General features: G+C 35.6%; 16 protein-coding genes. 11 read left to right on the forward strand and 5 right to left on the reverse strand.

The annotated features are described in order from the left end of the window. Positions 1 to 31: 31 nt before the first annotated feature. Positions 32 to 1579 (reverse strand): dicarboxylate/amino acid:cation symporter, encoded by a 1548-nt coding sequence (locus FLUTA_RS18140; protein WP_013688367.1) that lies wholly within the window; start codon positions 1577 to 1579, stop codon positions 32 to 34. A gap of 202 nt (positions 1580 to 1781) precedes the next feature. Between FLUTA_RS18140 and rho the strand changes: the two genes are divergently transcribed. Continuing rightward, on the forward strand, positions 1782 to 3731 hold the full coding sequence (gene rho / locus FLUTA_RS18145) for a transcription termination factor Rho (RefSeq protein ID WP_013688368.1): 1950 nt from the start codon (positions 1782 to 1784) through the stop codon (positions 3729 to 3731). A gap of 53 nt (positions 3732 to 3784) precedes the next feature. Continuing rightward, positions 3785 to 4354: a DUF4199 domain-containing protein gene (locus tag FLUTA_RS18150; protein WP_013688369.1), complete on the forward strand. Its 570-nt coding sequence runs from the start codon at positions 3785 to 3787 to the stop codon at positions 4352 to 4354. Here the strand turns inward: FLUTA_RS18150 and FLUTA_RS18155 are convergent. Both FLUTA_RS18155 and FLUTA_RS18160 read right to left on the reverse strand, forming a co-directional pair. After that, positions 4334 to 5701 (reverse strand): UDP-N-acetylmuramate--L-alanine ligase, encoded by a 1368-nt coding sequence (locus FLUTA_RS18155; protein ID WP_013688370.1) that lies wholly within the window; start codon positions 5699 to 5701, stop codon positions 4334 to 4336. The genes FLUTA_RS18150 and FLUTA_RS18155 overlap by 21 nt on opposite strands. A 102-nt stretch (positions 5702 to 5803) precedes the next feature. After that, a complete protein-coding gene (locus tag FLUTA_RS18160; RefSeq protein WP_013688371.1) occupies positions 5804 to 11182 on the reverse strand; it encodes a hypothetical protein in 5379 nt (1792 codons plus the stop codon). Between the two features lie 102 nt (positions 11183 to 11284). Between FLUTA_RS18160 and FLUTA_RS18165 the strand changes: the two genes are divergently transcribed. Beyond that, the gene (locus tag FLUTA_RS18165; protein ID WP_013688372.1) at positions 11285 to 12421 is read left to right on the forward strand and encodes an NAD(P)/FAD-dependent oxidoreductase; all 1137 of its coding nucleotides are present in this window, start codon (positions 11285 to 11287) and stop codon (positions 12419 to 12421) included. Positions 12422 to 12497: 76 nt separating this feature from the next. Next, on the forward strand, positions 12498 to 13037 hold the full coding sequence (locus FLUTA_RS18170) for a hypothetical protein (protein ID WP_013688373.1): 540 nt from the start codon (positions 12498 to 12500) through the stop codon (positions 13035 to 13037). A 48-nt stretch (positions 13038 to 13085) separates the two neighbouring features. Here the strand turns inward: FLUTA_RS18170 and FLUTA_RS21250 are convergent, their stop codons facing one another. Next, complete coding sequence (locus FLUTA_RS21250; RefSeq protein ID WP_013688374.1) at positions 13086 to 13526, reverse strand: twin-arginine translocase TatA/TatE family subunit; 441 nt, start codon at positions 13524 to 13526, stop codon at positions 13086 to 13088. A gap of 127 nt (positions 13527 to 13653) precedes the next feature. Between FLUTA_RS21250 and efp the strand changes: the two genes are divergently transcribed. The 7 genes from efp to FLUTA_RS18210 all read left to right on the forward strand — a co-directional run bounded on the left by efp (position 13654) and on the right by FLUTA_RS18210 (position 22541). Then, positions 13654 to 14220: an elongation factor P gene (gene efp, locus FLUTA_RS18180; RefSeq protein WP_013688375.1), complete on the forward strand. Its 567-nt coding sequence runs from the start codon at positions 13654 to 13656 to the stop codon at positions 14218 to 14220. Between the two features lie 154 nt (positions 14221 to 14374). Beyond that, positions 14375 to 15160 carry an alpha/beta fold hydrolase gene (locus tag FLUTA_RS18185; RefSeq protein WP_013688376.1) on the forward strand — a complete coding sequence of 262 codons (786 nt, stop codon included), beginning with the start codon at positions 14375 to 14377 and terminating at the stop codon, positions 15158 to 15160. A 299-nt stretch (positions 15161 to 15459) separates the two neighbouring features. Continuing rightward, on the forward strand, positions 15460 to 16743 hold the full coding sequence (gene speE / locus FLUTA_RS18190; RefSeq protein ID WP_013688377.1) for a polyamine aminopropyltransferase: 1284 nt from the start codon (positions 15460 to 15462) through the stop codon (positions 16741 to 16743). Then, entirely contained in the window at positions 16736 to 17788 is a 1053-nt protein-coding gene (locus FLUTA_RS18195; RefSeq protein ID WP_013688378.1) for an agmatinase family protein, read from the forward strand. Before speE ends, FLUTA_RS18195 begins: the two co-directional genes overlap by 8 nt. Before the next feature lie 92 nt (positions 17789 to 17880). Next, entirely contained in the window at positions 17881 to 21192 is a 3312-nt protein-coding gene (locus FLUTA_RS18200; protein WP_013688379.1) for a SpoIIE family protein phosphatase, read from the forward strand. Next, a complete protein-coding gene (locus FLUTA_RS18205) occupies positions 21182 to 21700 on the forward strand; it encodes a hypothetical protein (RefSeq protein ID WP_013688380.1) in 519 nt (172 codons plus the stop codon). Before FLUTA_RS18200 ends, FLUTA_RS18205 begins: the two co-directional genes overlap by 11 nt. A gap of 79 nt (positions 21701 to 21779) precedes the next feature. Then, complete coding sequence (locus FLUTA_RS18210) at positions 21780 to 22541, forward strand: DUF2971 domain-containing protein (RefSeq protein ID WP_013688381.1); 762 nt, start codon at positions 21780 to 21782, stop codon at positions 22539 to 22541. A 46-nt stretch (positions 22542 to 22587) separates the two neighbouring features. Here FLUTA_RS18210 and FLUTA_RS21030 read toward each other — a convergent pair whose 3' ends face one another. Then, positions 22588 to 23493, reverse strand: a complete 906-nt coding sequence (locus FLUTA_RS21030) for a C40 family peptidase (protein WP_013688382.1) — start codon at positions 23491 to 23493, stop codon at positions 22588 to 22590. Between the last annotated feature and the right edge of the window lie 41 nt (positions 23494 to 23534).

The raw sequence follows: 23534 nt of genomic DNA on the forward strand, positions 1-23534 counted from the left end.
TAACCAAGGATTGAAACGACGAGTAATAATATTATTCGTCGTTTTTTTGTACTAATAACTCACCTTCGCTTTTGGCAATTACTGCAGAAGCAAGACAATTCCCCAAAACATTCACCGAAGTTCGTGCCATATCCATTAATGCATCAATCCCAAGAATAATTCCTGCCTTTTCCACGCTAATTCCCAAGTGCTTGTAATCCATCAATGTCGTTGTGAGAATTACAAATGAGGCACCTCGAACTCCTGCAACCCCTTTACTAGTAAGCATCAATGTTAAACAAATCATGATTTGTTGTCCAATTGATAAATCTACGCCACTCATTTGAGCCACGAATACGGTAGCCATCGACAAATAGAGTGTTGTTCCGTCCAAATTGAAAGAATATCCTGTTGGAATGACAAATCCAACAATTTTCTTCGAAATCCCAAACCGCTCCATATTTTCAAGAGCTTTTGGCAATGCAGCCTCACTACTCGCCGTTGCAAATGCAATTGAAACAGGTTCTGTAACCGCTTTCAGAAATGCGCGAATGGGTACTTTTGCAATCAATGCTATTGGAAGGAGAACTACTAAGACAAAAATGATTAAGGTTACATAAAGAGTTCCTACCAATTTCATAAGATTCCCGAGCACTTCCGTTCCAGAATTCGCTACTGTATATGCGATTGAACCAAAAACAGCGAAAGGAGCCACATACATCACAATATCCGTAAACTTAAACATGACTTCCGACATGCTTTCCATCCAATTGAGCATTGTTTCCTTGTGTTTTATGTTTTGAACCATGCTCAAGGCTATTGCAAAAATCAATGAGAAAATCACAATTTGAAGTACTTGATTTTCGACAATCGCTTTGGCAAAATTTTCCGGAAAAATATCTACGAAATGATCTTTGGGCTTTTCCAATTGAAGTAATAATTCAGATGATTTCTCTTTCATTTGTTCAGATACCTCCACTTGCTGAACTCCTTTTCCAGCTTGAGAAATATTGATTGCCGCCAATCCTAAAAACAATGCGAATGTTGTAACAATTTCAAAGTAAATAATACTCTTCAAGCCAATTCGACCTACTTGTTTCAAGCTACTGTGTCCAGCAATTCCAACTACTAATGTTGAAAAGATCAAAGGTGCAACCAATGTTTTAATCAAACGCAAGAAAATATCTCCAAAGCGTTTAAATTCGAGTGATAATTCAGGAAAATCCAAACCAATAGCAACACCAATAATCATCGATGAAAAGATCCAAATTGACAGTTTCTTCGTCCTGATTGAGAAGCCAATAAGCATTCCCATCAAAATGAATTTCAAAATATGTCCTATAATATAAAAATCATTTATCCTTTCAACATAAAACATTCCAGCAATTGCTGTATAAATCCCCAGATAAAAGAGTAAATTTCGATTGTTTCTGAACAAAAACCAAGCTGCAATACTTCCTCCTACAATCGTTCCGAAGAAAGTTCCCATAATCATCAAGCCAACAGGATCAACATCTTTATTAAACAATCTTATTAGAACCAAGACGGCATAAAATATAGCTATTGTGAGAATTAGAGCAATTTTTTTATTGTTTTTCATAGGGACAATTTTAAACCGATTTCAGCAATGAGCACAAATTTAGCAGGATAAAAATGAAAACAAAACGGTTTTTTTTTGAAAAAAAATCAGAAACTATGTTCATGTCTAAGGAATATTTGTAATATTGCAACATCATTTTTGAAATCACAAAGCTTTTCGCACGTATTCAATCGAATACAACACAAATAGTCCACAATCTTATATGAATAATAAAGACTTAGAAGGTAAGTTATTACCAGAATTAAGGGAAATTGCTAAATCTCTTGGAGTTAAAAAAGTTGAATCATTCAAAAAAAATGAGTTGATTGATCAAATTCAAGCCAATTCAACAAGTACTCCAGAAGTAGAGAAAGTTGCAGCTAAGCCGAAAGCAAAAAAAGAATCTGAGCCGAAAGCTGATCGCATGTCGCCAACAGCTTCAGCCATGGCACAAGTCCCAACAGCAGATTTATTTACTAATGAAGCTCCAAAAACGGAATCGGTAGATGAAAAACCCGCGGTAAAAACTGAAAAGCGTAAACGTATTCCTGCGGATAATGCGCCTGCTCCGAAAGTTGCTGATGCTCAGAATGAAGTTTCAAAGCAAGAAACTACTGAAGAAGCAAAACCTGAAGAAACTCCTGCAGCTGCTTCAGCGACAGAAACAACTTCAAAAGAGGGACAACCGGCACCAATACGCCCATTTGAACGATTAGTGAATAAAAATCGTCCAAACCCGAACCAAAACAATAACGCAAATAGAAATAACCCAAATCAGAATAAACCAAAAACCAATAATCCAGGAGAGAATCAAACAAATTCAACGCCAGGAGAAGCTCAAGGAAATTCGAACCAAGGGAATCAAAATCAACCCAATAATCAAAACCAGGAGCGTCAGAATAACAATCAGCGCAATCCGAACCAACAAAATCAGAACAACCAACAACGAAATCCGAATCAAAACCCGAATGGGAATCAAAATCCCAATCAGAATCGTCCGCAAAATCAAAATTCTCAACAACAAGAAGAGAAAATTGATGAGGAAGCTTACAACTTAGTTGGAATTGTTACCGCTGAGGGAGTTTTAGAGGTGATTCAAGATGGTTACGGGTTTTTGCGTTCTTCGGATTATAATTACTTACCATCTCCGGATGATGTTTACGTTTCTCAAAGTCAGATTAAATTATTCGGACTTAAAACAGGTGATACTGTCAGAGGAACAATTCGTCCACCAAGAGAAGGTGAGAAATTCTTCCCATTAGTAAAAGTAGACTCTATTAACGGTAGAGATCCAAGTTATATTCGTGACCGTGTTCCTTTTGAATACTTGACTCCCCTATTTCCGGATGAGAAATTCAAATTAACTGGCCACAAAGAAGAATCTATGTCGACACGTGTCATGGATTTATTCGCTCCAATTGGAAAAGGACAACGTGGAATGATTGTAGCACAACCTAAAACAGGTAAAACCATGTTGTTGAAGGATGTTGCAAACGCAATCGCTGCAAATCATCCAGAAGTATACTTAATCGTATTATTAATTGATGAGCGACCTGAAGAGGTAACGGATATGGCTAGAAGCGTAAAAGCAGAAGTTGTAGCTTCAACCTTTGACGAGCCAGCAGATCGCCATGTAAAAGTTGCTAATATCGTTTTGGAGAAAGCAAAACGCATGGTAGAATGTGGACATGATGTTGTTATTCTATTAGATTCCATCACACGTCTAGCCCGTGCATACAATACTGTTTCTCCTGCTTCTGGAAAAGTACTTTCGGGTGGTGTGGATGCAAATGCATTACACAAACCAAAACGTTTCTTCGGAGCTGCGCGTAAAATTGAAAACGGAGGGTCTCTTTCCATTCTTGCAACTGCATTAACGGAAACAGGTTCCAAAATGGACGAAGTAATCTTTGAAGAGTTTAAAGGAACTGGTAACATGGAGCTTCAATTAGATCGTAAGATTTCCAACAGAAGAATTTATCCAGCAATCGATATTATTTCTTCTGGAACAAGACGTGAGGATTTGTTGGTTGGAAAAGATGTACTTCAAAGAATCTGGTTACTGCGCAAGTTTATTGCAGACATGAACCCTGTAGAAGCAATGGAATTTGTGAAAGGACACATGGAAAACACCCGTTCCAACGAAGAGTTTTTAGTATCAATGAATTCATAAATAGTTGAGTCCTTCCTCCATAACGGCGGAGGGACTTTTTTTTAAGTTTAAACATGCGCACATCAACAAAAATTGCTTTATTATTTACAGGCATCTGGTTTTTAGGCAAATACTGCTTTTTTTATTTCCAACTCTTTCAATCAACAGAAAAATATCCCATTCAAGTTATGTGGAATATTTTGTGTTTGCTCCTTGCAATGTCTGTTGGAAGTTTAATTGAAAAACGAAAAGAGATTCGAAGCGAAAGTTCTGCTTTAGGCGATATCAAATCTATTTTAGGAATCGGTATGATTTACACCCTTATTGTTGGGGGATTAATTTATGTTTATTACGCTAAAATAGATCCAGCTTATAATGAAAATCAAATTGCGGTCATTCAAGAATCAATGGAGAAGCTAGTTGACAATCCTGTTGAGTTGAAGAAATTTAAAGAAGCGCGACCGGAATTTGAAGCCTTGTCAAAAGAGGAAATTCTTCGAAAATCTGCTGAAAGTATTAAACCTTGGTATCAAGCAAGCACAGTCATGACCATTTCTCTTTTAGGAATGTTGATGCTTTCGGTAATCAACTCATTGGTACTAACAATCATTTATAGAAGACTCTTATTTAGACAAGCTAAGTAAAAGTTCTTCTCCCAGTCTTTCGTAATCAATCCCATCAAAATTTCCTGAAGACATCATTAAAAGCACTGAATTATCCCAGTTATTCGCTTTGATAAATTCGAGCACTTCGCTTGTTTCATTCACTACTTTTACCTTTCCTCCAAAAGCAGCTTGAACTTGCTCAATCGTTAAAGGTTCTAATTTCTTATGTGCAACCACAGCTGGACTAAAATAAACCAAGGCTTCATCTGCAGCATTCATTGCTCCATCATAAAGCGGCAAGAATTCTTTTCTGAGCGATGAAAAAGTATGCAATTCCATGCAAGCAACCACATTTCGAGTTGGATATTGTTCTTTCACCGCTGAAGTCGTAGCTTTCAATTTAGAAGGCGAATGCGCAAAGTCTTTATACATCGTGAATGAGTTGCAATCCACAACCTTCTGAAGACGTTTTCCAGCACCTTTAAACGTTTTAATGGCGGTTAGAAAGTCATGATTTGAAATATACATTGATTCTGCTAAATGCATTGCTCCAACTAAATTTTGAAGGTTATGCGCTCCAAAAATATTTAATTCATATTCTTTTCCATCAAAACTCATCACTGTTCCAGAATCCGTAGTTCGGTATGAAGGCGTTTGATAAGCAATCGTATCTAATTTGGCTTCAAATTCTTCTCCAAGCTCTTTCAAAGTCGGATCTTCCATATTATAGATTAAGATCCCCCCTGGTTCAATAACGTCACAAAAGATTCTGAATTGCTCCACATAGTTCTCCCAAGTTGGAAAAACATTAATGTGATCCCAAGCAATTCCACTGATTAATGCTGTATTTGGCTTGTACAAATGAAATTTTGGTCTTCTATCAATGGGTGAACTCAAATACTCATCACCTTCCAGTATCATGAATTTAGCTTCGTCCGTTAACTTCACCATACAATCATAACCTTCCAATTGAGCCCCAACCATATAATCTACATTCAGGCCAAGAGCATTCACTACATGAAGCAACATCGAAGTAATCGTTGTTTTACCGTGGCTTCCTCCGATTACTATTCTGTATTTATTTTTACTTTGCTCGTATAAATATTCTGGGTATGAGTATATCGGAATATTTAATTCTTTCGCTTTTAATAATTCCGGATTATCTTCTCTGGCGTGCATTCCTAAAATCACAGCATCTAAATCACTGGTTATTTTTTCTGGAAACCAGCCTATTGAATCTGGTAAAATTCCTTGCTTCTCCAATCTAGTTCTTGAAGGTTCAAATATTTCATCGTCAGATCCTGTTACAACAGCACCTTTTCGAGATAAAGCAATTGCTAAATTATGCATGGCACTCCCGCCAATTGCAATAAAATGAACATTCATAAAATTGGAATTTAATTTAAATCGAAATTACAAGATTGAGTCCAAAAAAAAACTGCGAGTAAAAATAGTTACTCACAGTCTTTCTTTCATTTCTGTTGAATTTTAGTAATTACGTTTCAATTTTGCATCTTGTGTCTCCCGCTGCCAAACTAATTCAGTACATGGAGCTCCATTTTTAGAATAGGTAATGACATCAATTGTTTGCGTTCTCAGATAAATATCTGCTTTTCCTTCTTTCACAACAACTCTTCTAGTTACAACTGCAGAAAGCAATCCGTCTGGTCCCAATTGATCAAATTGTTCTTGATTAACACCTTCTGGATATTTCGTTAAATCAACATCATAAGTACCTGATGATACTTTCACTGGTTGTTTTGATTCAATATCATTGATTTGTTTTTTAGTAGCTTGTGTTTTATCAATATTTTTTTCGTTTTGTATTTGAGTTGTCGTTCCCAATTCTTTCTTTGAATTCTTAATTAAAAGATCATTATCTTCAGCCTGCGTATTTTTCCCCGCGTTGTCTTGGATTTCTACTTGGGTTTTAGTTAAAGCAGCTTTGTTCTCAACAATTTTAGAACTATTCAAAACATTCCTTTCTCCATCAACATTCACGCTATTTGTTTGAATTTGTTTGAATGCATCATTATTTTCAGCTGAGGCAATTGAAGGAAGATTATTCCTTTTCTCCACTTCAACAACTCCATTATTCAAGGTGTTTTTGTTATCAATATTCTTAAGGTAAGCTTTATTATAATCAGCGCGATCTATCTCCGTTTTCTCATCTCTTTTATTTTCGATGATATTGGTGTTTTCATCATGTAAAATTACTCGCTTGGAAACCCCATCTGCCACAATAATTTCAGTTTGACTATTTTTCGCTGCGAATTTTTGAGAATTTTCAATATGAGCATCATTGCTTTTTACATTGTTTTCCTTATTAACACGATCTATCTCCTTTAATTTATTGTCATTGTTTTCGGATAGTTTTTTATCCTCTGTTGTTTTAATCGATATATTGTTTTCAACGGTAACCAACACCGCTTTTGTATCAACACCATCTGCAAGTGCACGATCTGCATTCTTTTTATCTAAATCGACTTGAACAACAAATGCATCTCTAACCTTCTTTTCTTCCGCTAAGCGTTCTTGTAGGTCGTCCTGACTATTTTCCTCGATTTTAATTTTTATCTCATTGTACTTCACATCATTCTTAATAATCTCGTCATGAGCTTCATTTGATAGAATTACAGTTGTTTCACCCAATTTATTATTGGATACTTTAATCTTCTCATTATTTTCAACAAATCCGCCATCTAAAGTATTATTCGTTTGAATAACCGCTTCATTTGCTGCTTCCAATTGCTGTTTTTGGTTAACAATATTCAATTCCTTGATTGTATTATTCTCTTCGGTGCTTTTTGTTAATGTGGAACTTTTATCCGCCATTACATCTACATTGTTTTGAACTTTTGCATCTGCAGCTGCAATACGCTTGGTTTCATCCACTCTAATTTCGCCAAAAGTACTATCAGCAGAAAGTGCTGCATTGTTCTGTTTATCAGCTAATTCCTCAGATCTATCAGTTGTACCACGAAGTTTCTCAATCATTTTACGTGGAGTTCTTCCTTTACGGGTGTTTGATGCTTCTTGTAATTTTTTAGCACCTTCATCTAAGGAGTTATCCGTCGGCTCACCCAAGTTTTTCAATTCTAGCTCATTGTTTTCAGGTTTGGGTGCTGGCACTTGAGCAACTGGTGGATTCAAAATATTCTGAATCTCTGTCAATTTTTGTTTAGGATATGGATCAGAAGGTCTTTGCGTCACAGCACGTTCATACAACTCTTTTGCTTTCTTATAATTGGCATTTGCCAATTTATCGTCTGCCCCATTAAGTAGGTTTCTGTAAACTCTCTCCTTCTCTTGTTCCCCCTGCTCTCTTAACTTCAACTCAGCCTTCTTAGATTGCTCATAAGCATAGGTATTTGAAGGATATTTAGTGAGAATTTTATCATACGCAGATTTTGCGTTTGACCACTGTCCTACATTAAATTCTTGATCTGCGTTTGCTATCAATGCTTGTAATTCCTGATTCGCTGTATTCTCTTTTGCAACATCATCCAAAATCTGACGCATTTCAGCAATTTTGTTTAATGCCACCTGATCTTTTGCTTTATGTTTTAATGCTTCTTCATACTGAGAAATCGCCCCGTTGTAATCTTTACCAGAAGCAGCATTGTTTCCTCGAGATATCGCAGCGTCATATAATTTTTGTTCTTCTACAGCAGGATCCACTTTATTTGCAATCAGCGATTGAAGCTCCGCAATCTTTTGATCAGGAACCACATCATCCGGTTTTATTGTTTTCGCAGCTTTGTAAGCTGTAATAGCTTCTTCCAATTTATTTGCTTTCGCCAATGCCTCTGCTTCAGACATCTTCTTCACAAACTGATTTTGCTTGTCGAGCGCCAATTTCTCCTCTTTTTCTAGCTCGTCTATTTTCGTTAACTGTTGTTTTGGATATGGATCTGCTGGTCTAAATCCAATCGCACGATTATACATATCTTTTGCTTTAGAATAGTTTTTTTCTTCAAAAGCTTTATTCCCTACATCAATTATTTTTTGGTACGCGGCATCGTTATCACTTGGCTCACCTTCTGATAGTTTCTTGGCATTTTCTGCCTTTTCAACTGGAAGCTTCTCGTACGGTTTCAAAACAAGCGCAGCATTGTACGATTGAATGGCATCCGTATATTTCTTTGCGGCAACTAAATCGTCTCCTTTTTTAATTGCTGCTAAATAATCTGCTTCCACTTTTAATTGTTCTGCACTCGCCTCTTTCAAAGCTTTTATTGCTTCAATTCTATTTTTGGGCTCTTGCTCATTTTTAACAGCTATTGCTTCGGTGTATTTTACAATTGCTTCATCGTATTTTTTTGCTGCTTCTAAATTTTTAGCTTCTGTTAAAACCGTATTGTATTTTTTATTTAACTCCGCATCTTTTAATTCATCTGCAATTTTCTTATCACACCAAACAATTGCCTTTTCAATATCATCATCCGATTTGATTGCTTTTGCTTCTAAGTATTTTTGTTTCGCTTCAGCATATTTATTTTGATTTTGGAAAGCCATTCCTTCCATCTTCAATTTTTCAAATGTCGCTTGTTTTTGAGATTCACTCGCTTGATCATTCTCCAATTTAGCAATCTCTAACATCTTTTCAGAAGCAACTGAATTTGATTGATCGAGTGCAAGAACTTGTTGGTATTTCGCTTTCGCACCAGCTAAATCTTTCTTCCCAAATGCTGTAGAGCCTTCAGTCAATAAGGTTGTAATTTGTTTTTCTTTATCTGCTTTTGCTATGAGAGCATCAACTTCTTTGATTTTTTCTTTTGGAATAATTTGAGAAGGATCTAATGTAGAAGCCTCTTCAAACTTCTTTTTTGCTTCTACTAATTTATTTGAAATCAACAAATCATTTCCAGCTTTTAGAGTTTGATCGTATTTTTCTTTTTGAGCAAGACTTTGTGCATTATCTGCAATAATTTTCTCAACTTCTGCTAATTTATCTTTCGCTTCTTGTTTTGAACCATCGATCGCAATAGCAGCTTTAAATTTATCTCTAGAAGTTGTATAATCTTTCGAAGTAAGAGCAGTTACTGCAGCATTGAAAGTCTCCAAATACTTTTGATTTTTATCTTTTTCTGCATTTGCTTGTGCTTCTTTTTTTCCAAGCTCGATTAGTTTTTGTTTTGGAACTTGCGATGCGGCGTCCAAGATTTGTGCTTCTTCGTATTTCTTTTTTGCGACTTCAAAATTAGATGTTGCTAAAGCAGCGTCACCATCCAAAATTGCTTGATCGAATTTAGCTTTCTGTTCTGCTTTATTTGCTTCTGCTTTCAATTTCAAATCAATCGCATCAATTTTTGCTTGAACAGCTACATCCGGAATTAACCCAATTGATTCTTGATACTTCGCTTTTGCATCTACAGGTTTAGCAGCTTTATCCAAAGCATCTCCTTCAAGAACTAATTTCTTTGCGGTTGCAATTTTTTCTGCATTTGCTTTTTCAAACTCGATTTGCTTTTCAACCTCCACTAACTTTGATTTAGCTTCCGCATTCTCTTTATCAAGTACTAATACTTGTTCAAATTTTGCTTTTGCTGCTGGTAATTGCTTTGAAGTGAAAGCTGTACTTCCTTCTTCCAATAATTTAGCAATTTGCTCTTTGAGAGCATTTGCTTTCGCAATTTCAGCAAGCTTAGCATCAGCCTCTTTGATTTTTTCTTTCGGATAGGTTGCTGCCGCTTCAAATGTCAAAGCTTCTGTATACTTTGCTTTTGCATCAGCCCATTTCTCTTCTGCTAATAGTGCATCTCCAGCCGCAACGGCATCGTTGTATTTTTTCTTTTGATCTTGTTCTGTTTTCTGAACATTCAATTTCCCATCAATATCTGCCAATTTCGCAGTTGCAGTGGCATCACCTGGTCTGGCTTTGAGAGCTTCTTTGTATTTGTCCTTTGCAGCCATCCAACTTTTCTGACCATAAAATCCATCACCAGCCTTCATAGCTGCATCGTATTTAGCAGCACTTTCTGCATCTTTCTTCGCTGCAATTATTGCTAATTCACATGCTTCAATTTGATCTTTTGGATATTGTTCCTGCTTTTTTCCCAAAGCTTCATTATAACGAGCAATTGCTTCAGGGTATTTCTTTTGATCTCTCAATCCATCTGCAGAAGTAATCAATGCTTTGTATTCGCTATCCAATTGGGAGTTTGCTAAGTTTGCCGATTTTGCTGCATTTAAGATACCCTGAATTTCATTTATTCTATCACTTGGATGTTTCTCCATTTCCTTCCCTTTGATAGATAATGCTGATTCATATTGAGTCAATGCTTCTTGGTATTTCTTAGCCACAAATAAAGCATCTGCTTGTTTTATAATCGAATTATAATTTGCTTCGCCTTGCTTTTCAGCTCCTTCAGCATCTTTTAGAATCTTATCGACCTTTTTTTTCATTTTATCGGCAAGAACAGTATCATACTCTAAATTTTGAGAAATTGTAGGGTCAAAATAGTATTCTGTGGCAGGATTAGAAGTAACATAGCTGTAATCAATGTTTGGAAGTTGATCAAACAAAGACATATCCAATTCCCCTTTCGGAGCATTTGCACCTTGAATCAGTTCGTCGTCTACATTTTTTAAATCGATAGTCACGTATCGAGTAACCTTGCCAGATTTTGAAAATTCAAGTTTGTATTTTTTCTTTCCGTCCAAGCTCAATTGAATGATACCTGTACCATCAGATGTAACGGTTTTTAAGACAGTAGAGCCTTCGTATAGTTTTACACTAACACCAGCTTCCTTCTTCCCTGTAGCTTTATCATAAACAGTCACTTTAAATGGTACTTTCGTTTGACCAATTGCTAAATTCGTCAAAAAGAAAAAGGATAATAAAATAAGGAGTTTCACTCTCATGTTTTTAGTTTATTCTCGTTGTAGTACAACCGAAATTAATTTTGGTTTAAATTAGTTCAATTTATTCATACAAATATCGCAAAAAACTTCATTTTCTGTGCTATGATTCAATTTAAACAACTCAGTTTTTGGGAAAAAGTTACTCTTTTAGAAGATATTGATTTTCTGATAGTTGGATGTGGAATAGTTGGTTCCGCATGTGCATTGGAATTGAGAAGTAAAAATCCAAGTGCAAAAATCGTCATTTTGGAACGAAGTTATTTGCCTCTTGGAGCAAGCACAAAGAATGCAGGTTTTGCTTGTTTTGGCAGTGTCACCGAGCTACTTGACGACCTTGAGACATCGTCTGAAGAGACCGTTTGGAATACTGTAAATCTTAGATATCAAGGACTAAAAAGGTTGCTCGAACGCTACAAGCATTCCGAATTAGATTATCAAAATTGCGGTTCGTATGACTTGCTGAAAAACAAATCAGATAGTGCAATTTATCACCCAAAATTAGAATACCTGAATCAGCAAATTGAATTGATTACTGGACAGAAAAATTGCTATTCTTTTGAAGCAGATTTAAAATCAAAATTTGGATTAGAAGGATTCCAAGGAGGTTATTTTAATCAACTTGAAGGAGCAATTGATACTGGGAAATTACTATTGGCTACTCAAAAAGATTTAGCAAAAAACGGAATTATTACCTTATTTGGAATTGAGGTAAAATTGATTGAACCCAGTCAAACAGGCGTTATTCTAGAAACCAATTACGGTGAAATAAAAGCTAAAAAGACGGGAATCACTGTGAATGGATTTGCAAAAAAACTGCTCCCAAACTTAGCCGTTGAGCCAGCAAGAGCCCAGGTTTTAGTTACTTCAGAAATTCCAAACCTTCCAGTAAAAGGGACGTTTCATCTAGAAAAGGGATATTACTATTTTAGAAATGTGGGAAATCGCATTCTCTTTGGCGGAGGTAGAAATTTAGATTTCAAAGCAGAAAACACCTTCAATTTAGATCAAACATCCTTGATTCAGAATAAACTGGAAGAAATTCTCTCCGAAAATATTCTTCCAAAACAATCATTCACTGTTGAATACCGCTGGTCTGGAACGATGGGAATTGGTGAAGAAAAATCTCCAATCATAGAAAAAATCAATCAAAATTGTGCTGTTGGAGTAAGACTTGGAGGAATGGGAGTTGCAATAGGTTCATTAGTAGGCGAAAGTCTAGCTAAGCTTTTGAATGAATGATTTTTCTAGGGAAATTAATCTCAAAAGTGCTGTAAATCCTGATTATTCTTGTATTTTCGGCACAAACTAAATTTTTATGAACGCAGCTCATTCGCACTTAATTATTAATCATTTTCCTATTATCGGATTAGTTTTAGGAATCATTGTACTTCTCATCGGAATTCTAGCAAAGTCATCCGTAACAAGAAGAGTTGGCTTATTGTTATTTATTATAGCAGGAATTACCGCACAAATTTCTGATGCAACAGGCGAAGGAGCAGAACATATTGTAGAGCATGCTTCGAGCAATACAACGCTCTCAATGGATTGTCCGGATGCCATTCAAGCAACAATTGATCAGGAAGAAGAAACGGAAACATTGATTCATATTCATGAAAAACATGCAGAAGAGTTAATGCCTTTTATGTGGGGAATTCTTGCATTATCTGTCATCGCTTTGTTTTTAGAATTTAAGAAAAAATCCATGGCTATGCCAGCTTCCATTATCGTATTAATTATTGGTGTTATTGGAGCTTATTTCGCCAAAGAAGTTGGAAATTCGGGTGGAGAAATATCTCATCCTGAAATACGAAAAGATTTTAAATTGCAAGAAAACACGTATCAAGACGAAGATTAAAAGAATTGAAAATTGATATTAAAAAGAAAGCCGTCGAAAGTCGGCTTTTTATTTCTCGTCTGTTTCTGATTTAACAGAAACTTCGCTTACTTGCTGATCTAAAGACACTACGGTTTCAGCAACTTCTGATGGTTCAGAAATAACAGGTGTAGAAGCTGGATTTGGAACTCCAAAAGGTCTTGAAAATTCGGTAGGCGTTTGAATGATTTGATCCATTTTACGAGCCTCTTCATTAAATGGCTTTTCAATCACATCCATCGTATCACGCATGACATTTTGCAAGTTAAAATCACCTTTCAGATCTCCAGTAGATTTTTTAATCTCATTCTGAACATCTTGTGAAGCTTGTTTGATCTGATGCATCGTTTTACCCATTGAACGAGCAATTCCAGGAATACTCTTCGACCCAAAAAACATCAATATAACCAACAAAATCAGAACGATCTCCGAACCGCCGATATCACTTAGAAATAAAGGTAAAACTGTCATATTGACAACAAAAGTAATCGAATTAATTGAGCTATCCTATAGCAATGTCTTATGAAACGTTAAATTTTAATCGAATTTCAGATGATATTTTGGTTATATTTGCGCCCGAAAACAATAAAAGAAAAGCATGGCAACCACAGCAGATATTCGTAACGGATTGTGTATTAAATTCAATGATAAGATTAGTCAAATTATTGAATTTCAACACGTAAAACCAGGAAAAGGTCCAGCATTTGTACGTACTAAAATGCGTATCATTGAAACTGGTAAAGTGATTGATAATACTTTTTCTGCGGGACATAAAATTGAGATTGTACGCGTTGAAAACCGCGAATACCAATACTTATATCAGGAAGATGACAACTTTATCTTCATGAATAACGAAAACTTTGAGCAAGTTCCTATTCCAACTAAAATGGTTGAAAGACCTGCTTTCCTATTAGAAGGAATGATTTGTAGTATTTTGTATGATGCAAACGATGAAATTCCATTGGTTGTTGAATTACCTATGTATGTGATTTCTGAAGTAACATATACAGAACCTGGCGTGAAAGGTGATACGGCAACAAACTCGATGAAACCAGCAACTATTGCTACTGGTGCAGAAGTGAAAGTTCCATTGTTTATTGACATGGGAGAAATCATTAAAGTAGATACAAGAACTGGTGTTTACGTTGAGCGCGTAAAAAACTAATTCGAATAAATACTCATTTTTTATTAAAAACCATTGGTCAATAGGCTGATGGTTTTTCTTTTTCAACAAGTTCAAAAAGTTTAATTGTTCAAAGAGTTCAAGACTCAGATTTAATTTGAACCTTTTAAACTATTGAACCATTGAACTTTTCTCCATGGAAAAAATCATTAGTCTAAATTCAACAGAAATCAATCTCAAATGGATCAACCAAGCATCTTTGGAAGATTCAAAACCTATTTTGGTATTTCTTCACGAAGCCTTGGGAAGTATCATTCAATGGAAAAACTTCCCTTCAGAACTTTGTAATTCGTTTCATCATGCTGGAATAGTTATCGAACGAAGTGGTCATGGAAAATCAAGTGCATTAAACCAAGAACGAGATATTCATTACTTGCATTATTATGCTGATGAAACAATGGCCGTTCTACGCGAAGTTTTAAATCCAACACAGAAATACATCCTCATTGGTCATAGTGATGGTGGAAGTATTGCTTTGATTCTTGCAGCACGAAATACAAAAAACCTTCAGGCTATCGTAACCATGGCAGCACATACATTTGTGGAAGACCAAACACTGTCTGGAATTTTTCCTGCAATCGAAGCATTTGAGGCTGGAAAATTAGATGGCCTGTATAAAATACATGGAGCGAAAACAAAAACCTTGTTTTATGCTTGGTCAAACACTTGGCTTACTCCTAGTTTTAAAACCTGGGATATCCGACAAGAAATTCAATCTTTTACTATTCCTGTTTTAGCCATTCAAGGAAAAGACGATCAATATGGAACAGAAGAACAAGTCAATTCAATCGTTAGAAATCAAGCCAGCAGAATCGGAAAAATAATTCCTTCTTGTGGACATCATCCACATTTGGAAAAAAGTAAGGAGGTGATGCTAGCCATTTCGAATTGGATGGAAGAAAAAACAATTTCAAAAATTTGACGTAATTCCGCAATATTACGTCACACACTTTAAGTGATAGCATTTAATTATTTGATTATCAATTTTTAAAAACTACATGACCATCCTAATTTTTGACAATTTTAATTCGATTTATCCCCATATGGTTACCCTTTAAAATGGAATTCATAACTTGTAATAACTGCTAATTCCTTGAATTCGCAATTTGAAAATTCATAATTCGCAATTTTAACTCTGTATTATTTTTTCAATTATTACACTCTAAACCATCTAAAACCAGTACCTTTGCGCTCGTTTTTATAATTTATACTGAATAGCTAATGAGTAATGCATTGGGGAACCATATTCTTGTTGAGTTTATGGGGTGCGATCCGCACATTATGAATGATGTATCTTCAATCGAGCGCGACATGGTAGACGCGGCGTTGAAAGCAGGTGCAACTGTGATTAATTCTACATTTCACCATTTTTCTCCCTACGGAGTTTCTGGTGTCGTTGTAATTCAAGAAAGCCATTTGGCAATCCATACATGGCCAGAATATGGTTATGCTGCTGTAGATTTATTTACATGCGGGGAAATGGATGCTTGGATTTCTTTTGATTATTTGAAAGAATGCTTTGGTGCAAAAAACTATTCGGCGCTCGAAATGAAACGCGGAGCTGTTCAGTTGCTAACCAGAAATGATTTCGATATTTCTTCCATGCGTCAAAAAGCGGGAGAATGGTCTAATCCTGAAATGTATACCCGTAATGTGTGGTTTACAGATAAAGATGACAATCAAGGTCTTTCTTTGCGTTACACTGGAGAAGTTTTCTTCGATGTGCAATCACCGTTTCAACGTGTACGCATCCTAGAATCTCCGAAATACGGAAAGTTGTTGACATTGGACGATATGTTCATGACAACTGAAAAAGATGAATTTCATTACCACGAAATGATCTCTCACCCAGCGATGTTTACACACGGAAATGCAAAAAACATCTTGGTTATTGGAGGTGGTGACGGTGGAACTGTTCGTGAATTTTTGCGCCACGAAGGTGTTGAAAAAGTAACAATGGTTGAGATTGATGGAGAGGTAATCAGAGCTTGTAAAGAACACTTACCAACGATTGCTGCTTCATTTGATGACCCAAAATTGAATCTAATTGTTGGAGACGGAATTGCTTTTGCAAGAGAAGCTGCAAATGAAGAGTTTGATTTGGTAATCGTAGACGGATCAGATCCAGTTGGACCTGCTGAAGGACTTTTCTCCGTTGAATTCTATAGAAACTGTCATCGTATTTTGAAGCCAGGAGGAATTTTAGTTGCTCAGGGAGAATCTCCCAAATTCAACGAACAGGCATTTACTGAATTAAATATCACATTACAGCATATTTTCGGGAAAGAAAATGCTCCTATTTCTTTATTCTATGTTCCAACTTATCCAACAGGTATGTGGAGTTTTCAATACGGATTAAAAGGTAGCGCACAACCAAAAACAATTTCTAAAGAAACGGAGATTGATCAATTTGTAAGTGCTAAAGGATTGAAATATTACAACTCTGACATCCATAAAGCAAGTTTTGCATTACCAAACTTTGTGAAAACCCTAGTTAATGGATAATTCAACCAAATTTGATCCAAATGGTGTTGGAATTGCAAATGGAAATATTTTTGGTTTTCCAGTAGCTGAAGAGACGGCAAACATTGTCATTATTCCTGTTCCTTGGGATGCTACGGCTTCTTACGGAAAAGGTACTAGTGATGGCCCAAAAGCAATTTTAGATGCAAGTACGCAATTGGATTTTTACCACCATCAGTTGCCAGAAGCATGGAATACGCAAGTTTTCATGACTCCAATTTCTGACGAAATGAAACAGATTAATGACCAAATGTGTATTGATACTGTTCAATACATTGGTTTTTTGGAAGATGGCGGCGAATTGGATGAAAATAGTCCATACAATGAAGTTCTTGAAAAAGTGAATGCTACATCAGAGCTTTTGAGAAACAACTTGAAAGAACGTGCTACCAAATTACTTGCTGAAAATAAAATTGTAGCAGTTCTTGGTGGTGAACACAGTACTCCCTTAGGTTTAATGGAAGCTTTAAATGATCAAGGAGAACCATTTGGTATTCTTCAAATTGATGCACATGCAGATTTGAGAGAAGCATACGAAGGTTTTCAGCAATCACATGCAAGTATTATGTTCAATGTTCTTCAATCTTGTCACAATCTTCAAAAACTGGTTCAAGTTGGCATTCGCGACATTGCACATTCGGAAGTATTGCTTTCAAATTCAGATCCCAGAGTAAAAACATTCTACGATTGGGACTTGAAAAAAGGATTATTTGAAGGTCAAACATGGAAAGAGCAAGTCTCTATGATTCTGAATGAATTGCCAGATCGCGTTTATATTTCATTTGATATTGATGGGCTTTTACCTTCACTTTGTCCCAATACAGGAACTCCAGTTGTTGGTGGATTTGAGCTAGAACAAATCAATTATCTCTTCTTCCAACTGGTTGAATCTGGTAAAAAAATCATTGGTTTCGACCTCAATGAAGTATCTCCTGGAAAAGAAGGTGATTGGGATGCCAATGTAGGAGCAAGAGCACTTTGGAATTTGGTTTGCGCAACTGAAAAAAGCAGAAAAATAAACTACTGATATTTCAGTTCATAGACTGAGCTAAACACCTGAAGAAAAATACACTTCAGGTGTTTTTTTATTTATATATTCGTATCGAATAACGGAATGAAATGTTGAAAAACAAAGGGATACTTCTATTAATACTGTTTACTGTTCATCTTGCGGTGTTTTCTACTGCTCAAAATATTACTTTACAAGGACGAATTAATACCAAACATTTCTCAATCAATGAATTTGGTAGCGCTGGTCAGATTTGGACTGGACTTCAATCTGCCAATGGAGATGTTCTTTTTGGTAATAGACAAGATATCCTTTCATTCAATGGAATAGAATGGTCCAAAATCAAAACAGATTCTGAAAAAACAAAAAAACCGATTCAGGAAAATTGCACAGATACCTACGTTTCCAAATTATACTTAGCATCCGATGATCGAGTTTATGTTGGTCGCGATAATAACTTCGGTTACTTAGATTATTCCAGTAAAGGCGAATTGGTTTATTATCCCGTTTTTTACGGCGGTACCAAAAACAACATCGGTCAGGTTTGGAATATCTTTGAATTAGGTGATAATTCGATCCTCTTCGTTGCAGAAAAAGGATTGTACGTTTTTAAAAATGGCTCCTACAAAAAAATAGAAGTTCCTGTTGCTTTTAATGAATTAGAATGTAAAACCTCCTGTCGAATTTTGAATGGTGTTTTATTGACTTATCAATCAAAGGCTGAATTTAAGTCTCGCAAAGAGGATTACCTGTATTATGATGTGGTGAATTCAAAGCTAAAAGAACTTGATCTTCCACTTTCTATTCATATTAAAAACATTCGCGGAAGTTTTCAGATTGATAACATTTGGTACATCACTGATGCAAAAAGTAAAATTTTCAGTGTTAAAAACACCGCAGGAAACATTCAAAAATGGGATTCTGTACCTCCTTCCAAGTTTCCATGTTTAAGTAAATATTTTGTCAATACAGTGGCAAAATCAGGTAATTACTTATTGGTAAGCACCGAAAATAACGGATTGATAATCGGCGATTTATCTGGTAAAATCATTCGTGAATACAACTTGGAAGATGATTTGGCAAACCTGACAGTCAACCATTCATTTTTTGACAATGATTTCAACTTATGGCTTTGTTTAGGAAATGGAATACAATTTATTGAAACAGGATCTCCCCTATCCTATTTTCATAAAAATGAAGGTGTGACCTCACAAATCGAAACCATCGATTTCAATTCTGGAATTCCATTAATCGGTACTCACAATGGGGTTATTTCTCCTCAAAAATCTGAATTCAGTACCAAACTTGTTCCGTTCGGAACCATGGATGAAATCATTTTCGACATCGAAACAATTAAAACACGTGCTGGAAATAAATCAATGATTATCGGGTACAATGGTATTTTTGATTTGAATACGGCTTCCTCCAAACATGTTTCGGCCTCCTACCAATACGCCATTGCATTTGAGAAAGACCCAAAAGATCCCAACTCCATTTATTTGACTCTTGAAGCGGGATTAGCAAAACTAAAATTGCTTTCAACCGGAAAATGGGAATACGAAGAATTGGTTAAAGATGCTGGGGGAGAAACCGTCAGTTTAGCCTATCTAGATAACAAAATTTTCTTTAGTATTCGAACAAAAGGAATCGGAATTTACGATTTGAATACTCGTAAATTTAAAACAATTACAATACCGAGTCTCAGTAAAGAAGATCAAAACAATAATTTCTACGTAGAAGAGTTTAAAGGTCAAGTTTTTGTCGGGACTGCCAACGGAATGTTCGTTTACGATGAAAGAAGTGGCAAAATTGTTCCTTTCGAACCAGCAAAAGCATTCAAGGTTAAAAACTATAAGAATACAATTCACCGAATTATCAATGTAAATAATGAACAACTTTGGGTGGTCGTTTATCAGGATAAAAAAGACGGGAAATTCGAAAACATTTCTGGATGGTTTGACAAAAGAGGTGCGAAGTGGGAATGGAAAGTATGGCCTTTAACTGGATTGAAGAATGCTGGATTAGTCTTTGCAGCAGAAAAAAATCCTTCGGCAAATGAGGTATGGATCGGTGCCAACGATGGACTCTTTATTTTAAATTTAGATGCGATTCGCAAAAACCGAAATTCGTTCAAGGTACAAATTGATCGATTGGAGGTAAATGGCAAAAGTTTCCTTTACAATGTTGCAAAGAGCAAAAAACTGGAAGGTCTGAGCTATTCTCAAAACTCATTCAAATTATTCTTCCATCCAAATTCATTCTCGTGTCTTGGAGCAACCAACTTCAGTTACAAATTAGAAGGATTTAGTGATCAATGGTCACAATGGTCACCGCTCAACTTCGCCAATTTTGAAAAAATCCCAGAAGGTAATTATACTTTTAAAGTAAAGGCAAAATCAGCTTATGGAATAGAAAGTGAGGTGTTAACGTATGAAATTGTAGTGCTTCCTCCATGGTACAGAACCGTTTGGGCGTATGTTTTTTATGTGATTTTGTTAATTTTCTTAATCTATTTAGTTGTTCAACTTTCTACCCAGCGTGTAAAAAGTCAAAATCTAAAACTAGAAGGGATTGTTCAAGAGCGAACAAAGGAAATTGCAGAACAAAATCATCAATTAGAGATTCAAAAAGAAGAAATTACGGCTAAAACAATGGATATTCTAGATAGCATCCATTATGCAAAACGCATTCAATCTACGATTCTTCCAACCCATACTCGATTGAATGAATTATTCAAACAACATTTTGTATTTTATCGTCCAAAAGACATTGTTTCTGGTGACTTTTATTGGGCTCGAGAAGTACAAGGGAAAGTGATTTTCTCAGCGGTCGATTGTACAGGTCATGGTGTTCCTGGAGCATTAGTAAGTATCGTTGGGAATAACGGATTACTTCGTGCAATCAATGAATTTAAGTTGACTGAACCGAGTGAAATTTTAGATAAGCTACGTGAAATTGTAATCAATGCATTCCGCGCAGAAGGTCAGGCTGATGTGAAAGATGGAATGGACATTGCACTTTGTTCTATTGACCAAAAAACAGGTGTCTTGAAGTTCTCAGGAGCAAATAACGAATGTGTTATTATACGAAATGGGGAAATCATAGAATTGAAGCCAAACAAACAACCAATCGGCCAATTCATTGATGCAAAACCTTTCCACCAACAAGAGTATCAATTAGAGCATAATGATTGTGTATATCTGTATACCGATGGATATGTAGATCAGTTTGGTGGAGATCGTTTGAAAAAATTCAAATCAAGACCTTTCAAGGTACTTCTTTCTACCATCTATCATTTGAGTATGGAAGAGCAATACACCGAAATTCAACAAAATTTTGATACTTGGAAACACGATGTTGATCAAGTAGACGACGTTTGCGTATTTGCAGTAAAATATATAAAAACATCACATGAAAGCTAAATGGCCTGCATTATTGGCTTGGGCTTTCCTCGCACTACTTATTCTACTTTTCTTAGGTTGGATCGAGTTTTCTTGGAAATTGACCAAAGTACTCCCCTTTTTTATTACTTGCTTGTTCTTGTTTTTTCAGGTATTAACAATCAGCAAAATAAACTCTGGAACATTCCGAATCATTAATCGAGGATTATTGATTGCACAGGTACTACTGCTTGGATTCTTTTTGCTTTCAATGGTCGAAATTCGTTCAATTTGGAAAATAAACATGCTCTTACTTCTTGCAGCGACACATATTTATTTACTGGATCTCAATAATCGCTATATCCAAACCAGGGTGTTTTCAAAATGGCTTTTGCTGTTCCTTTTAGTAATTAGCTTGGTGGCTTTCTTGTTTGTTCAGCAATCGCCCTATTTAATGAATGTGGGATTCACTAGCGCTATAATCTCTGGCTTGGTTGTTTTGATGAATATCTTTTTGTTTAATCCAAAGAAAGAAGGTTCAAGCGACTAATTAGTCTGGACTTGAGTTAGAATCTCTATACAAAGCGTTGTTTCGTTTTCGTATTATTGGAAGATAAAATAACATAATTATGAGTCAATTACAAGTAACTCAAGAAAAGTATATTTATAAGTACTTTCCAATAAATGAATTTCTATTTCGCGTTTTAATAAATAACGAATTGTTTTTTGCTAATCCATTTAATTTTAATGATCCCTTTGATTGTCAATTTCAACTTAATCTAATAGAAGGCTCAGAAGCGGAACAAGAATGGAATCGAAATTTAGATTCAGTTTTGACTGAGTCCGATCATCTTTTGATAGACCGACTTAACTTGAGAAATAATTTAGCATCAGGTTTAACTCCACATTTTATTGAAGGAGTATCTAAACTGATTGGAGTAACATGCTTTTCAGAAAAACCAGATAATTTTTTAATGTGGTCTCATTATGGTGCAAGTCATTCTGGAGTTTGTTTAAAATTTGATTGGAGAATGCATAAAGAATATTTTCAAGGAACACGCGTTGTTTACGAAGACAATTTGCCCGTTGCAGAATATTCATCGAGTCAAGGGTTTCAAGATCAAATTCCAAGAATTGTTCTAACTAAATTAACCCATTGGTCATATGAAAATGAGGTCCGATCAGTTATTACTACTGAAAACAACAAAAGAACACCTTCCTTTAATCCTAAATCACTTTCTGGAGTCATATTCGGAGATAAAACAAATAATACAGATATTGAGCTTATAAAGAGAATTATCGCATTACATGGTGAATATTCCAATATTGAATTTTATAAAGCCAATTTACTTAGAACGGAAAGTCGAATTAATATCTCTAAGTTAGAGTGAAGTAAATCTTAAAAAACTATGTGATCTATGTTCCTATGTGGTTTAATCATTCTCCTTTCACATACGTCCCGATCGCATAAAGCCGCTTCAACCAGTATTCCGAATCTTCAATATTTGTAATGATTACACCTTTACTTGAACTCGCATGAATCATCGTCAAAGGTTCTCCTTTTGCAGAAATGACGATTCCTACGTGTGAAATACCTGATCCATTATTAAAGAACACCAAATCTCCTTTTTGCGCATTCTTCTGCTTCACTTTCACCGAAGAATTGTATTGATCTTCTGCTCTGCGACTTAAAGTAACTTTAAATTCTTTCATCACAAATGAAGTAAATCCACTACAATCAAAACCTTTTGAATCTACGCCAGCCCATTTGTATGGCACTCCCAACTGTTTCTTAGCGATTTTTACAATTTCTTCTCGTTCCACAGACGTTGCAACTGTTTCTTTGACTTCTGGCGCATCAACTACTGGAGCGTTAATTTCCCCAGGGACATCTAAATCTGGAATACGATCAAATAAGCCAAACAAAATTTGTTGGATTTCATCGTATTTGGCTTGTTTCCCTTCCGATTTGTAATTCAAAGCCTTCTTAACCAAATCTCTTTTTAATTGAGCTACATGATTCAAATGCGTATTGAAAACTTTAATCCCTTCAGGGGTTGATAAAACATTGCTAAATAATTCTCGGGCTTCTTGTAAGGCTTTCGGATGAATTTGTCCCCACAGTCCTCTATCAGCTAATTGAAACAAAGCCAAACTCTTATAGAATTCAGGTTTATACGAATAATCATAATCAGGTTGATCCAACAAATTATTCGCTTTCCGAAAAACCATTTTATAATGTCCTTGATCATACAAGACTTCCAATTTATCCAATGCCTTCACTTGTCCGAATAAACTTAGTGAACTAAAACATAAAACTCCTAATATCAATAAACCTTTCATGTACCTTCTATAGAACTATTCGACTTAAAAATACGAAAAGA

The organism is Fluviicola taffensis DSM 16823, from assembly GCF_000194605.1.
In the GTDB taxonomy this organism is placed as follows: Bacteria; Bacteroidota; Bacteroidia; order Flavobacteriales_D; family Crocinitomicaceae; genus Fluviicola; species Fluviicola taffensis.

What these genes read in the sequence shown, in the direction of transcription:
- FLUTA_RS18210 (WP_013688381.1), top strand. Translation starts at nt 21,780, where the DNA reads ATGAGTCAATTACAAGTAACTCAAGAAAAGTATATTTATAAGTACTTT.
- rho (WP_013688368.1), top strand. Translation starts at nt 1,782, where the DNA reads ATGAATAATAAAGACTTAGAAGGTAAGTTATTACCAGAATTAAGGGAA.
- FLUTA_RS18200 (WP_013688379.1), top strand. Translation starts at nt 17,881, where the DNA reads ATGTTGAAAAACAAAGGGATACTTCTATTAATACTGTTTACTGTTCAT.
- FLUTA_RS21250 (WP_013688374.1), bottom strand. Translation starts at nt 13,526, where the DNA reads ATGACAGTTTTACCTTTATTTCTAAGTGATATCGGCGGTTCGGAGATC.
- FLUTA_RS18155 (WP_013688370.1), bottom strand. Translation starts at nt 5,701, where the DNA reads ATGAATGTTCATTTTATTGCAATTGGCGGGAGTGCCATGCATAATTTA.
- FLUTA_RS18185 (WP_013688376.1), top strand. Translation starts at nt 14,375, where the DNA reads ATGGAAAAAATCATTAGTCTAAATTCAACAGAAATCAATCTCAAATGG.
- FLUTA_RS18205 (WP_013688380.1), top strand. Translation starts at nt 21,182, where the DNA reads ATGAAAGCTAAATGGCCTGCATTATTGGCTTGGGCTTTCCTCGCACTA.
- FLUTA_RS18160 (WP_013688371.1), bottom strand. Translation starts at nt 11,182, where the DNA reads ATGAGAGTGAAACTCCTTATTTTATTATCCTTTTTCTTTTTGACGAAT.
- FLUTA_RS18140 (WP_013688367.1), bottom strand. Translation starts at nt 1,579, where the DNA reads ATGAAAAACAATAAAAAAATTGCTCTAATTCTCACAATAGCTATATTT.
- FLUTA_RS21030 (WP_013688382.1), bottom strand. Translation starts at nt 23,493, where the DNA reads ATGAAAGGTTTATTGATATTAGGAGTTTTATGTTTTAGTTCACTAAGT.
- FLUTA_RS18165 (WP_013688372.1), top strand. Translation starts at nt 11,285, where the DNA reads ATGATTCAATTTAAACAACTCAGTTTTTGGGAAAAAGTTACTCTTTTA.
- FLUTA_RS18195 (WP_013688378.1), top strand. Translation starts at nt 16,736, where the DNA reads ATGGATAATTCAACCAAATTTGATCCAAATGGTGTTGGAATTGCAAAT.
- speE (WP_013688377.1), top strand. Translation starts at nt 15,460, where the DNA reads ATGAGTAATGCATTGGGGAACCATATTCTTGTTGAGTTTATGGGGTGC.
- FLUTA_RS18170 (WP_013688373.1), top strand. Translation starts at nt 12,498, where the DNA reads ATGAACGCAGCTCATTCGCACTTAATTATTAATCATTTTCCTATTATC.
- FLUTA_RS18150 (WP_013688369.1), top strand. Translation starts at nt 3,785, where the DNA reads ATGCGCACATCAACAAAAATTGCTTTATTATTTACAGGCATCTGGTTT.
- efp (WP_013688375.1), top strand. Translation starts at nt 13,654, where the DNA reads ATGGCAACCACAGCAGATATTCGTAACGGATTGTGTATTAAATTCAAT.